Origin of the sequence: Companilactobacillus crustorum JCM 15951 (assembly GCF_001434585.1) — a bacterium.
Taxonomy (GTDB): domain Bacteria; phylum Bacillota; class Bacilli; order Lactobacillales; family Lactobacillaceae; genus Companilactobacillus; species Companilactobacillus crustorum.
Genome location: NZ_AZDB01000006.1, coordinates 37176 through 51868, shown reverse-complemented (window position 1 = coordinate 51868; position 14693 = coordinate 37176). Strand labels below are relative to the sequence as shown.

Genomic DNA, 14693 nt, shown 5'->3' with positions numbered 1-14693 from the left:
TTGGGCTTATTTTACTAACTAAAATCAAATATTAAACAAATCATCATAAGTTTCTGAATGTTTCGTAAAAGTTGAAATTTTTAATGAAGATAAGGTTTTATCTGTTAATCAAACTCTAGTAAAAAAATCTATACTCTGGATGTTTCAGCCAATTGGTTCAGTTTTCTTAATCGATGATTAATACCTGACTTAGAAATAGGACCACTCGGTACCATATCGCCTAATTCTTTCAAAGAAACTTCTGGATTTTCTAAACGTAACACAGCAATTTCCTGTAATTTCCCAGGTAAAGAATCTAATCCAACTGTAGACTGCAAATACTTAATATTTTCAATTTGACGCTCGGCTGCAGCAACTGTTTTATTAATATTGGCATTCTCGCAGTTAACCAACCGATTAACCGAATTACGCATATCTCGCACAATTCGAATATCTTCGAACTTCAACATTGAATTGGTAGCACCAATCAATTGCAAAAAGTCAGCAATTTTCTCAGCTTCCTTTAAGTACACGATATAACCATTACGACGCTTAGTTGTTCGTGCATTCAAATGAAAGTAATTCATCATCTGCGCTACGCCTTCGTTATGAGTTTCATACAATGAATAAATTTCTAGATGATAACGCGAAGTTTCGGGATTATTCACGCTTCCCGTTGCTAAAAACGCTCCACGTAAATACGAACGCATTCGTTGATCTTCATTCAAAACTTCCTCTGGCACATCTGTATTGATCGATAATCCAGACTCATCTAAAATATCCAAATCGGTTAAAACTTTATTAGTATCGTGTTTTAAACGCACTAGATACTGATTATTCTTTTTCAGTTTCATCTTTTTACGCACAAGTAACTCTGATTCCATACCATACTTTTGCTTAATCAAAGAAAAAATTCTTCTGGCAATTGCAGCGTTCTCAGTCTGTGCGGTTAAGACAAAATGATGATTTTGTAAACTTAATGAGCCATTCATTCTTAACAATGCTGACAACTCAACACGAGCATGTTCGGGATGAACAACTAATTTTGTGAGTTCTTGTTTAACCTCACTTGCATAGGAAGCCACTAACGTCTCACCTCATTTTTTCTATTTCCTGATTGTAAGGACAAATTGATAATTTCTTTAGCAACTTTCTCTCCATCATGGAAAGCACCTTTATCATGCAACGACAAAAAGTCATCTTGCACAACCTTACATCCCATTGTTCGTAAGCTACTAAAATCTGTTTCCACCTGATTGACATACTCATCATATTTTTTATGATCCATATATCCTTCAGGAATTTTACGAGTATTAACTAAAACAGTATCAATAAAATTACCGCCTAAATGTTGATTCAATACTCGAACGTGATCGGCATCTGTAAAACCTTCTGTTTCACCAATCTGTGTCATGATATTACAGATATAAACTACTTCAGCAGATGTCTGTTTAACCGCTTCACCGATATCGCTAATCATTAAGTTAGGTAAAATACTTGTAAATAAACTACCTGGTCCTAATACGACAACATCAGCTTGCATAATTGATGCAATAACAGAAATAACTGATTTAGGCTCTTTATCTGGCTCATCAGAGTTTGTTACCCATACTCGCTTTACATGTTTACCAGAATGAGTAATCTCATGCTCACCAGCTAATTTAGTTCCATCAGTAAATTCAGCATGCAAAGTTAATTTAGTGTTACTGGCCGGATATACGTGCCCGTCAACATGCATCATCTTAGACAGTTCTTGAACGGCGTCAAAAATATTAGGCGACATTTCAGTTAAGGCAGCAATGATCAAATTTCCGATCGCATGACCAGAGAAGAAATCATCGTTGGTTTTAAAACGATATTGAAACACATCAAGATCTACTTTAGGCAGATCAGATAACGATGCTAATACATTTCGAATATCCCCAGGAGGGACAACGTTGATATAATCACGAATAACACCTGACGATCCCCCATCATCAGCTACCGTGACAATTGCGGTAATGTTAGCATCCATGTTTCTTAAACTATTTAATACAACTGGTAAACCAGTTCCCCCACCTATAACTACAACCTTCGGACGGCGTCCTTTAACAACCCGAACTATCCTATTTGTTGCCATGTCCGATTACCTTCTTTTGCGATTTTTCCATGTCACGATGAGTAATGTCTACGTAGTAATTCTTTTTCAAATCAGTACCAAGACGTTGAGCAATTGCAACTGAACGGTGTTGACCACCAGTACAGCCGATTGCAATCGTTAAACTGGTTTTCCCTTCTTTTTCATATCCAGGAATAATATCTTTCAACAAATCATATAATTTATTATAAAAATTCTTGGTTTCGTCATCATCCATGACATAATCATAGACTGGCTTATCCACTCCTGTTTTTGTTTTCAATTCTGGAATATAAAATGGATTTCTTAAAAATCTCACATCCATAACAATATCTGCATCTATTGGTAAGCCATACTTAAAGCCAAATGACATTACCTCAATATGAAAAGTTGGTACTTCCGAACTCTTTTGAAAGTTATCGAAAATTTCTTCACGTAATTGTCTTGGAGTTAATTCGGTTGTATCAATCTCAACTGAAGCTCGTCCTTTAATTTCTGCGAGAATTTCTCTTTCCTTTTGAATACCATCCAATAAACGACCTTCCATAGCCAAAGGATGACTCCGACGCGTTTCTTTATAACGAGAAACTAATTCTTCATCTGAAGCATTCAAGAAAAGAATTTTCATATCAACTTTTTGATGTTTTTCTTGCTCATCTTCATCTACTTTAGAAAGCATTGAGAATATTTCATCATAAAATGCACGTGATCTTATATCTACAACTAAAGCCACTTTCTTGATTTTACCTGATTCATGAACTAACTCCCAAAATTTAGGAAGCAAGTTAGGTGGCATATTATCAATACAAAAATAACCTAAATCTTCAAATGATTGCATTGCTACGGTTTTACCGGCACCACTCATTCCTGTGACGATAACTAAACTAAGCATATCTTCTGCCATATTGCACCTCGCATTCGCATATAAGCATAACACAACATTCCGGGTGTGTCAGTTTGGAAAGATGAAGTATAAAAATATTTTTTATCATCAAGTTGCGATAAAATTAAACCTAACAGAGGGGGACTCTCAAATGGAAACAGTTTTCTTAGTACTACTATTAGTGGCAGCAGTCGTTGTAGCTAATATTATTTATTGGAAATTTGATAATATTCCGATAGCCTTTATTCAAATTGCTGTTGGTTTATTTTATTATTATCTTTTCTTCCAATTTACAAACATTTTGAATTAGAACCAGAAATATTTCTGCTGGTTATTATTTCAGTCTTAATGTTTAACGATGGACAGCATACAAGTTTGTCTCGACTGACTCATCAATTTGGCACCACTTTTTCCTTATCAGTTGAGTTAGCAATTCTTTCTATCATAGCAGTTGGTTTCGTTACACATCTAATAATTCCTAGCATGCCATTGGCCTTGGCTTTTGCTCTAGGTGCCATTATCACACCAACGGATGCTGTGGCAGTTACTTCAATAACTAACAAAATGTTAGTTCCCAAAAACGTTATGGGTACGCTGGAGAATGAATCTCTTTTTAATGATGCATCTGGTATCGTGGCTTTGAACCTTGCTATCGCTTCAGCTGTCACCGGACAATTTTCATTGCTAGATGGCATTGGCAATTTTATGTACGTCTTTTTTGGAGGGATTATCATTGGTGGTATCTTAGGTTCATTTATTGTTAACATTCGGCTGCGTTTAATAAATATGAATGTTGATACACCATCCGTTATGGTCCCTTATACCCTTTTGACGCCATTTGTCGTTTATCTAATTGCTGAATCAATTGGAGTCTCAGGTATTTTAGCCGTAGTCGTTACCGGTCTAATTCATGGTATTCAGCAAGATCGGCTACGTCTTACTAGTTCTCGTCTACAAATTGTAATGAACAGTACTTGGTCAATTGTCTCAAGTATTTTAAATGGAATTGTTTTTGTACTATTAGGATTGTCATTGCCTCAAGTCATTATTAATTTGCAGCAACACGGTACCAGTTCAATTTTTATACTAACAGGCGTAGGAATCGTTGCTTATCTGCTCATGACGGTCATGCGCTATCTGTGGACCAATTGGGATTTTGCTCGAATTAGAGCTTGGGATAAACACGAAAAGCATGCTAACAGTGTTGTAATAGCATACAGTGGAGTTCACGGTACAATTACTTTAGCAATGGCATTTTCTTTGCCGTTGAAATTAAATGGACAGCTCTTCCCTTATCGAAATGACATTATCTTCGTTGCAGCAGTAGTCATCTTAATTAGCTTAATTGTTCCAACTTTTGTATTGCCTAGACTACTGCCCCAAACAGTTACTAAGTTTTCTGAGGATGAATTAGGTCAAGCCAAAGGAGAAATGGTCAACGATGCCATCATTATGATCCATAGTCGCTATCAAGATTCTCCCAATGCCAGTCGTGTCGTTAATATCTTGGATGGACAAAGAACTGTCGATGGACATCTTGATAAAACCAAAATGACAATTCTCTTTGATGATTGTTTTGAATTGGAAAAACAAACCATCAATAAAATGTTAACCAATCATGAAATTACCGAACAAGACGCTAATCTCTATATGCGTGTAGCTCAACGGACTATGTTGCAATATCAACAAAGTAATTGGCAAAGGATTTTATTATTTTTCAGATTCAACATCGTAGAAAATTTTTCTTTTACTAAAAAAGCCCGCAAACGTCGTAAAATTTATAAAAAAATGCGTAATCATAAAGATACCAATCGAGCTGAAATGATTGAAAGGAATAGACAACTCTGGAGAAATATTGCCAAGGTAGAAGAGAAGCCTTATGCACGTATTAATGCTTATTTAAATAAATGTTTGCTCAATGATGACGATAATAACCGTGAAATTAGCGTTGTTCGTCGTGCTTATGATGAAAGGCATCGTCGTTTAATGGGACAAGAAAATTTTGTTGAAGATCAAAATGAAATTCTAATTGCTGCTTTTCAACAAGAATATAATTTTATTCAATCCAAAATTGCTTCGAAAGAATTTGATCAAGAACTTGGTAGTGCTCTTTATGAACAAATATCTACTGACCAATTAGTTTATTTGCAATCTGTCAATGGAGAATAATCATATAATAAATTCAGATGTAGCAAAAAAGGTCAACCTCACGGTTGGCCTTTTTATTAAGTTTCAAATCTACTTGTTAGAATTTTCTAACGACTTTGCAGTTCTTTCAGTATCTCGTTTCAATATTGGTTTCAAATATTGACCAGTATAACTTTCTTTAATCTTAGCAATATCCTCTGGCGTACCAGTACCAACGATTTTTCCACCGCCTTCGCCACCTTCAGGGCCAAGATCAATCAACCAATCAGCCGATTTAACTACATCCAAATTATGCTCAATAACTAAAACAGTATTTCCTTCATCGACTAGACGTTGCAAAACTCCCAGAAGGCGCTTGATATCATCTGTATGTAAACCAGTTGTTGGTTCATCAAGAATATAGAAGTTTTTACCATTAGATTTTTTGTATAACTCAGAAGCTAATTTCATTCGTTGAGCTTCACCACCAGATAATTGCGTAGCAGATTGTCCCAATGAAACATAGCCTAAACCAACATCGACAATGGTTTGTAATTTACGTTTGATCTTAGGAATATTACTAAAGAAGTCTAGTGCTTCTGACACTTTCATTTCAAGCACCTGAGCAATATTTTTACCTTTGTAAGTTACTTCTAAGGTTTCTGAATTGTAACGTGTTCCATGACAAACTTCACAAGGTACATAAACATCAGGTAAGAAATTCATTTCAATCTTAATAATTCCATCGCCATGACAATTTTCACAACGACCACCTTTAACATTGAATGAGAATCGTCCCTTCTTATAGCCACGTAGCTTAGCTTCATTAGTTTGAGCAAAAAGGTCACGCACATCATCAAATACACCGGTATATGTTGCTGGATTACTCCGTGGCGTTCTACCAATTGGGCTTTGATCAATCGCAATCATTTTTTCTAAATTCTCGTAGCCAGTTATCTTACGATACTTACCAGGCTTTTCAGAGTTATGATTCATCTTTTGTGCTAAAGCTCGTTTCAAAATCATATTAACCAATGTAGATTTTCCAGAACCAGAAACACCAGTAACAACAACAAACTTACCTAAAGGAAATTTAATATTCAAGTTCTTCAGATTGTTCTCAGCTGCTCCATACACTTCAACCTCTTGTCCATTGCCCTGACGACGTTCTAACGGTACTGGAATAAACTTCTTCCCCGCTAAATATTGTCCAGTTAATGAATTAGGGTTCTTTTCAACTTCCTCAGGTGTTCCTGAGGCAACAATCTTACCACCAGCTTCACCTGCACCTGGTCCTACATCAATCAAATAATCGGCAGCGCGCATTGTATCTTCATCATGCTCAACTACGATTAAAGTATTTCCAAGATCACGCATCTCCTTCAGAGAATTAATTAATCGATCATTATCACGTTGATGCAAACCAATTGAAGGTTCATCTAAAATATACATTACCCCAGACAAATTAGAACCTATCTGAGTTGCTAAACGGATTCGTTGAGCCTCACCACCGGAAAGTGTTCCAGCCGATCTAGACAAGGAAAGATATTCCAAACCTACATTGATCAAGAAACTCAATCTATCCTTAACTTCCTTTAAGATTGGTTTAGCAATAACCGTATTCTGTTCACCAAAAGTTACAGTCTTAAAGAATGGAAGCTCATCTTTAATTGACATATCAGAAACTTCAGCAATATCTCTACCTTCAATTTTTACAGCTAAAGCCTGACGATTTAGTCGCTTGCCATGACAGACAGGACACTTCAATTCGGTCATGTACTTTCGCATAACTTCACGTGTAAAGTCACTATTAGTTTCATGATAACGACGATTGATATTAGGAATTACTCCTTCAAACGGAACATCAACATCCCTTACTCCACCAAAATCATTTTCATAATGGAAGTGGAATGTCTTACCATCAGACCCATTAAGAATAATATCTTGATCCTTCTTAGGTAATTTTTCAAATGGCGTATTCATATCAATATTAAACTCTTCAGCTGCTTGAGCTAACATCTCTGGATAGTATTGTGAACTAATTGGATTCCAAGGCAAAATTGCTCCTTCAGCCAAGGTTTTAGTCTGATCAGGAATTACTAAATCTAAATCAACCTCTAGTTTAACGCCTAAACCATCGCAGTTGTCACACGCTCCAAAGGGAGCATTAAATGAGAACAGACGTGGCTCCAACTCGCCAACTGTAAAACCACAAAGTGGACAAGCGTTTTTTTCTGAGAAAACCATCATGTCCTGACCAATAACATCAACATTCATATAACCATCAGACAAACGCAAAGCTGCTTCGACTGAATCGAATAAACGTGACTTGATATGATCATTGATAACAATTCTATCGACAATGACATCAATATCATGTTTCTTGTTTTTATCTAATTCAATCTCTTCACCAATATCATGAATTTCACCATCAATTCTAACTCTGACATAACCCTGCTTCTTAATTTGATTCAAGGCCTTTTTGTGTTGCCCTCTTTTGGCTCTAACAACTGGTGATAAGATCTGTAGCTTAGTACCATCATCCAATTTTAAGATAGCATCTACCATTTGTTGTGCTGATTGACTAGTAATCTTGGTCCCATCGTTAGGACAAATTGGTGTACCCACACGAGCCCACAAAAGACGCAAATAATCATTTATTTCCGTAACTGTTCCTACTGTCGAACGTGGATTCTTAGATGTGGTTTTTTGATCAATTGAAATAGCCGGACTTAATCCATCAATTGAATCAACATCAGGTTTATCCATTTGGCCTAAAAATTGACGTGCATATGAAGATAAACTTTCAACATAACGTCTCTGTCCTTCAGCATACAATGTATCAAATGCTAAGGAACTTTTTCCTGAACCAGATAAACCGGTCATAACAACTAATTTATCCCGAGGAATCGTTACATCCACATTTTTTAAGTTATGTGCTCGCGCACCATGAATAACAATTTTATCGTTTAACATATCTATTTCATTTCCGCCTTTAATTCTAAAATCGTATCACGCAAATTAGCAGCAGCTTCGAAATCTAATTTCTTAGCAGCACTCTCCATCTGTTCATTTAGATTGGCAAGAAGCTCTTTTTGATCTTTCTTACTCATATCCTTAAAGTCGATATCGTCGTTGATTTTCTCTGTTTCAGATGATGTATTATCAACCTTTTGGAACATAGAGATTGCGTCTCTGATTGGTTTAACAATCGTTTTAGGGGTAATGCCATGTTCTTCATTAAATTCTGTTTGGATCTTACGACGTCTTGCCGTAGCATCAATTGCTCCACGCATCGAATCAGTAATCGAATCTGCGTACATAATAACTTTACCATGCTCATTACGAGAAGCACGTCCAATAATCTGAACTAAAGAACGTTCTGCTCTCAAGAAACCTTCCTTGTCAGCATCAAGAATCGCAATCAGGGAAACTTCAGGAACATCAATCCCCTCACGCAATAAATTGATTCCAATTAGAACATCGAATTTACCTAAACGAAGGTCACGGATAATCTTAGTCCGCTCTAGAGTCTTTATATCACTATGTAAATATCGAACTTTAATACCCAGATCCTTGAAGTAATCTGTTAAATCTTCAGCCATTTTTTTAGTCAAAGTAGTCACAAAAACACGTTCATGCTTAGCTACTCGATCATTGATTTCACCGACCAAATCATCAATCTGTCCCATAATCGGACGAACTTCAATCTTAGGGTCCAACAAGCCAGTTGGACGAATAATTTGTTCAGCCTTATTATCAGTTCTCTCTAATTCATATGGTCCTGGCGTGGCTGATACGTATAAGATCCGATTAACATGTTTTTCAAATTCATCTAATTTTAGAGGACGATTATCTAACGCACTTGGCAAACGAAAACCATAATCAACTAATTGTTGCTTTCTAGCTCGATCGCCATTATACATCCCTCTTATCTGTGGCATAGTCACATGAGATTCATCAATCATAATATTAAAATCTTTAGGGAAGAAGTCTAAGAGAGTGAATGGTGGCTCCCCTTCAGCTCGACCTTCCATATGACGTGAGTAGTTCTCAATACCAGAGGTATAGCCCATCTCACGCATCATTTCAATATCATACTCAGTCCGTTGCTTAATTCGTTGAGCCTCAAGTAATTTGCCTTCTTTGGTGAATTTTGCAACTTGTACATCCATTTCATCTTTAATTCGTTTTAAAGCATCATCCATCTTAGCATCACTAATCATAAAGTGAGTGGCAGGAAAAATCCCAATATGATCCATTGATCCCTTAACCTCACCAGTCAAAGCATCCATCTCAATAATTCGATCAATTTCATCGCCAAAGAACTCTACTCGAATAGCATTATCATCACGAGAAGCTGGGAATATATCAACCACATCGCCTCGAACTCTAAACCTCCCACGTTGAAAATCGATATCATTTCTTTCGAATTGATTCTCAACTAGGTTTTCTAATAGGGCATCACGTGCAATCTGTTGGCCTACTCGTAATGAAATAATACTATCGGCATACTCTCTAGGATCACCTAAACCAAAGATACAGGAAACTGAAGCCACAACAATAACGTCATTTCTTTCAAGTAATGAACTTGTAGCCGAATGACGTAATTTATCAATTTCATCATTAATACTAGAGTCTTTTTCAATGTAGGTATCACTAGAAGGTACATATGCTTCTGGCTGATAATAATCATAATAACTGACAAAATATTCAACAGCATTATTGGGGAAAAATTCTTTCATTTCACCGTACAACTGTCCAGCTAGAGTTTTATTGTGGGAAATAATTAAAGTCGGCTTGTTTAAATTTTTAATCACATTAGCCATCGTAAAAGTTTTACCAGTACCGGTGGCACCTTCAAGAATCACTTCTTTGTCGCCAGCCTTAAAATCCTTCGTAATTGTATCAATTGCTTGTGCCTGATCTCCAGCAGGAGAATACTTCGAAACTAGGTCGAATTTGTTATCGTTAACTTTATCTATCACGGACTTATTTACCCCCTCTAAGCTAAAAAATACACCTAACTCTTACATGAATTAGATGTAATAATGTCGAGCTTATTTCGCTGGCTCTATATTACCATAGCGAACATATTTTCGCCATATATTTACTTATCAGTTGTAAGGTGTGGCAACATCAGAAAAATTGCCAAACCAATTAAAAATAAAACGCTCAGCGATGCAACACCGATTGTTGATTTTCCAGTTAATTGGGTCACAACACCTACAATTACTGGACCCATAACAGCGGAAAACTTTCCTAAAATGTTATAAAAGCCAAAGAATTCACTACCAGATTCTTTAGGAATAAGTTTACCAAAGTAAGAACGACTGAGAGCCTGAATACCACCCTGACTCGTTCCAATCAAAACTGCCAAAATCCAAAAGCCTGTTGTCGAAGTCAATTTCAAAGCGTAAAGACAAATTCCAAAGTAAAGTACAATTGCCAAGAGTATTCCTTTGCGAGCTGAAAATTTATCAGCAAACCAACCATATAAAATAGAAAATGGAAAAGCTATCAACTGTACAACCAGCAAAACTAACATCAGTGTAGTAGTCGTGATCCCCATGTCCATCCCTATAGAAGTTGCCATAGTGAAAATCGTATCTACTCCGTCAATATAAAAGAAATAAGCTACTAAAAACCAGGCAGCAACTTTGTATTTACGTAAATGAGTAATCGTTGTCCAGACTCGTTTAAAACTTGAAATAATTGGATGAGGATTTTCCGGCAAAGAATACACTTGCTGAACATTTTTCAAGAGTGGTATAAAGAAAACTATCCACCAAACAGCTGCTAAGACAAAACTCCAACGAGCTACGCCATAGCTTGATAACATTCCAAAACCATTAGTCAATTGCAAAACTAAGAATAAAATAAATGATAAAACTCCACCCAAATAGCCATAAGCATAACCATTCGATGATAAAGCATCCATTTTGCTATTATCTGCAACATCCGTTAAAAAGCTATCGTAAAATAGATTTCCCGCTGAATAGCCAATTATCGACAGGATATACACAGTTAATAACAATTGCCACTGACTAGCAGGTACAATAGCCAAACCAAAGGTCATAATTATTCCTAAAAACGAAAAATAACTTAATAACTTTTTCTTATGGTGCGGATAATCGGCTAAAGCACCTAAAATTGGCGCCAAAATTGATACTATTAACGTTCCAAAACTATTAGCATAGCCCCAAAAAGCAGTGGCATTTGCCTGTGTTACACCTGAATTCTGAGCAACAGATTTAAAATAAACTGGCAAAACAGCTGTTGTTACAATAATTCCGTAACCTGAATTAGCCCAGTCATAAAATATCCAGCTCCATTGTTTTTTATTAAATCCCATAAATTCCCTCAATTCTAATCTACAAAGACGTCATCAATTGATTTTCCGGCCAATGGTTCTGGAAATTGTAAACCAAGTAATTTGGCAAAAGTTGGTGCTTCATCAACTAAATCAGCACTTTTTACAGTATGATTCTGTTTAATCATTGGTCCATTAAAGACAATTGTCGTCTTATAGCCCGGTTTATTCGGATCATATCCATGAACACCCTGATAACGATTTGAATCCCCCATCATTTCTGGCAAGACTTTTTCCACTACGCTGGGACGATCACTTTCATCAGTAAAATAGTAACCTGCTTTGGCCTCGACCATTAAAGTACATTTAGGATCAGCACCAAATTCAGCTGCCTCTTGTGCCGAATAAATCTTTTCCACACCCTCGACACCAGAAATAATCTCACGTAGACGCTCTAACTGACCAAAATTGCGTGTATAAATATAAGTACAGCCATCGCAAGTTTTCGCCATAACGGTCCAATTTTTCTTAAAGGTTTGATCTGGCTTAGCAGTTAACCAACCACGTTTAGCAAATAAAGTATTAAGATGTATCATCTTATCAACGTTAATTTGATAATGATCTCCTAAAACAACAAAATTAGTATCCGCAAAGGTACCAGCATCTTTAGTCGCTTGAATAATTTGAGCTACATGTTTATCCAACCTGTGCAAAGCCTGCATAGCATCATCTGAACGAACGCCATAACGGTGACGCATACTGTCCATGTCAACTAAATGTAATAACGTTAGATTAGGCTTCTTATGTTTAATCGTATCAACAGCACAAGCTGTAATAAAATCATCCAATTGTGGCTGATGAATTCCATTACGTAATTTACCGTATTTTTTATCCATTTCTAAAATAAAAAGCGGCGAACTGGCTTTTAATGAAACTAAAACTTGATTAGTCCAAATACGATTAGGAAAAATTTCAGCCAAATTATAGTTAATCTTACTGCCGGCTGTTACTGGCCACAAAAAAGCAGCCGTTTTTAAATTCTTTTGATGTGCTAAATCATATAGTGTTGGTGACTTAACATCTTTTTGATACCAGAACCAATCTGGTGATCGTCTCTCTGGTTGAATTTTAGTATTATTCACAATCCCATGAACACTGGGATACTGTCCTGTAATAATCGTTGTATGTGAAGGATAAGTTAATGTAGGATAAATTCCCTTAACTTCTTTAACCCAAGTACCACCATTGACTAATTTGTTCAAAGTTGGTAATTCAGCTTGATGTTCATTAATATCCCTAAACCCCAGCGAATCGAGTGAAATAATAACCAAATGTTGATTTATAGACAAATTTATTTTCCTCTTTTCACAAACTACATGAAAATATTATATCGCAGTTGGCAAAAACGTGTAACGACGCAAAAAAAATAGAGACAAATTTATTTTTGTCTCTACCTAAAAATTAAATCTATTTATCAGCCCTTCCACGAAAGAACCAGTTGCCTTCAAAAGTAAAAGACTTATTCCCAGCCTTCAATTTCTTTGGCAAAATCAGCTAGTTTCTTTGTAGCACCAGCTTCAGAATCACTCTTGATTCCAATATAAAATTTCATTTTTGGTTCAGTACCAGAAGGTCTAGCCGCTACCCAAGTGTCATCAGCTAAAACATACTTCAATACGTTGGCTTTTGGCAAACCAGTTGCTTTAATACCAGCACTTGTAATATCAGTATCATTAAGGTAATCAATTGATTCAACAACTTTTACACCGTTTATTTCGGCGATACCCTCTTCACGAAGAGTCTTCATAATTTGAGCCATCTTATCTTTACCAGAGATACCTTCAAAAGTTTTAGAAATAGTTTTTTCACGATAATATCCAAACTCTTTATAAAGATCTTCTAAAGCATCATAGATAGTTTGACCTTTTGATTCATAATAAGCTGCTGCTTCAGCCAACAAGAGAGTTGATTGCATAGCATCTTTATCACGAACAAATGGTTTAACTAAATAACCATAGCTCTCTTCAAATCCAAAGAGAAATTCATTGCTGCCAGTTTCTTCAAAATGTTCAATCTTTTCGGCAATGTACTTGAAACCAGTTAAAACATCAAACATTTTAACATTATACTTCTTTGCAATAGCTGTTGCTAACTCCGAAGAAACAATCGACTTCACAACAGCACCATTAGTTGGCAACTCATCTAAACCTTTTTTAGCTTGTAGCAAATAATTCAATAGAACTGAGGCAATTTGATTACCTGTCATTAGCTTGTAAGAACCATCCGGCTGTCTGACAGCAGCTCCCAAACGGTCGGCATCGGGATCAGTTGCAATCAAAATATTAGCACCAATCTTTTTACCCCGTTCAATAGCTAAATCGAATGTTTGTGCAAATTCAGGATTAGGGAATGGCGTTGTAGCAAATTCAGGATCAAGAATTGCCTGTTCTGTCACCATATTAAAGTTCTTAAATCCTAATTCTTGGAAAATTCTAGGAGCAATCATCTTACCAGTTCCGTGAAGCGGCGAATAAACAAACTTCATCTTATCGCCGATATCTTGAATCAATTTAGGATCAACAATTACTGTTTTAAGATTCTTCATATATTCTAAATCGACATCTTCACCAATCAAAGTCAATAGTTTTTCTGCACGTAATTGCATTACAGATTTAACTTTAATAGCGAAGAGATCACTAGCTTTACGAGCAAAACTAGTAATGTTATCAGATTCCTTAGGTGGCATTTGCCCACCATCAGGTCCATAAATTTTGAAACCATTATATTGTTTAGGATTATGGCTAGCTGTAATCATAATTCCTGCATATGTATGCAGACTTCTTACAGCAAAGGATAATTCGGGAGTTGGTCGTAAACTGTCAAAAACATAACTGTGAATACCGTGGACTCCAAGAACTTTAGCAGATTCATAAGCAAAATCTTGAGAATAATAACGTGAATCATAACTGATTGCAACGCCTTGTGCTTTTACTTTATCGTCTAAAGTATCCATAAATGAGGCTAAGCCCTCAGTTGCTTGACGAACGGTATAAATATTCATTCTATTAATACCAGGTCCGATCAAGCCACGCATACCAGCAGTACCAAACTCCATAGGTTCATAGAAAGCTTCTTCAGCTACCTTAGAATCATCTTTCATTGCGTTTAGTTGCTCTTTCATATCTGGATCTAAATCTTTATAATCGAGCCATTGTTGCATATTATCTTGCCAAGACATTAAATTTGTCCTCCTAATTTGTAAGTACTTACAATCA

10 protein-coding genes are annotated in these 14693 nt (G+C 36.1%); 2 read left to right on the top strand and 8 right to left on the bottom strand.

Translation table 11 applies throughout. From position 1 onward, the window contains the following. Window positions 1-128: 128 nt before the first annotated feature. From whiA to rapZ, 3 genes are read right to left on the bottom strand one after another with little or no spacing between them, the layout of a single operon-like run. Window positions 129-1064 carry a DNA-binding protein WhiA gene (whiA, locus tag FD26_RS03025; RefSeq protein WP_057866964.1) on the bottom strand — a complete coding sequence of 312 codons (936 nt, stop codon included), beginning with the start codon at window positions 1062-1064 and terminating at the stop codon, window positions 129-131. After that, window positions 1064-2098, bottom strand: coding sequence for a gluconeogenesis factor YvcK family protein (locus FD26_RS03020; RefSeq protein ID WP_057866963.1), 1035 nt, complete (start codon window positions 2096-2098; stop codon window positions 1064-1066). Before FD26_RS03020 ends, whiA begins: the two co-directional genes overlap by 1 nt. Beyond that, entirely contained in the window at window positions 2085-2999 is a 915-nt protein-coding gene (gene rapZ, locus FD26_RS03015; RefSeq protein WP_057866962.1) for an RNase adapter RapZ, read from the bottom strand. Before rapZ ends, FD26_RS03020 begins: the two co-directional genes overlap by 14 nt. Before the next feature lie 130 nt (window positions 3000-3129). Here rapZ and FD26_RS11245 point away from each other — a divergent pair, with 130 nt between their 5' ends. Together FD26_RS11245 and FD26_RS03010 are read left to right on the top strand one after the other, a co-directional pair. After that, a complete protein-coding gene (locus FD26_RS11245) occupies window positions 3130-3288 on the top strand; it encodes a hypothetical protein (RefSeq protein WP_235525275.1) in 159 nt (52 codons plus the stop codon). Window positions 3289-3326: 38 nt separating this feature from the next. Then, on the top strand, window positions 3327-5147 hold the full coding sequence (locus tag FD26_RS03010) for a cation:proton antiporter (protein ID WP_371862023.1): 1821 nt from the start codon (window positions 3327-3329) through the stop codon (window positions 5145-5147). A 69-nt stretch (window positions 5148-5216) separates the two neighbouring features. Here FD26_RS03010 and uvrA read toward each other — a convergent pair whose 3' ends face one another. The 5 genes from uvrA to FD26_RS02985 all read right to left on the bottom strand — a co-directional run bounded on the left by uvrA (window position 5217) and on the right by FD26_RS02985 (window position 14656). After that, the gene (gene uvrA, locus FD26_RS03005) at window positions 5217-8081 is read right to left on the bottom strand and encodes an excinuclease ABC subunit UvrA (protein WP_057866961.1); all 2865 of its coding nucleotides are present in this window, start codon (window positions 8079-8081) and stop codon (window positions 5217-5219) included. A gap of 2 nt (window positions 8082-8083) precedes the next feature. Continuing rightward, window positions 8084-10093: an excinuclease ABC subunit UvrB gene (uvrB, locus tag FD26_RS03000; RefSeq protein ID WP_057866960.1), complete on the bottom strand. Its 2010-nt coding sequence runs from the start codon at window positions 10091-10093 to the stop codon at window positions 8084-8086. Window positions 10094-10215: 122 nt separating this feature from the next. Next, entirely contained in the window at window positions 10216-11460 is a 1245-nt protein-coding gene (locus FD26_RS02995) for an MFS transporter (protein WP_057866959.1), read from the bottom strand. A gap of 14 nt (window positions 11461-11474) precedes the next feature. Beyond that, window positions 11475-12767 carry an alkaline phosphatase family protein gene (locus FD26_RS02990; protein ID WP_057866958.1) on the bottom strand — a complete coding sequence of 431 codons (1293 nt, stop codon included), beginning with the start codon at window positions 12765-12767 and terminating at the stop codon, window positions 11475-11477. 170 nt (window positions 12768-12937) lie between these two features. Continuing rightward, on the bottom strand, window positions 12938-14656 hold the full coding sequence (locus FD26_RS02985; protein ID WP_057866957.1) for a phospho-sugar mutase: 1719 nt from the start codon (window positions 14654-14656) through the stop codon (window positions 12938-12940). Window positions 14657-14693 lie beyond the last annotated feature (37 nt).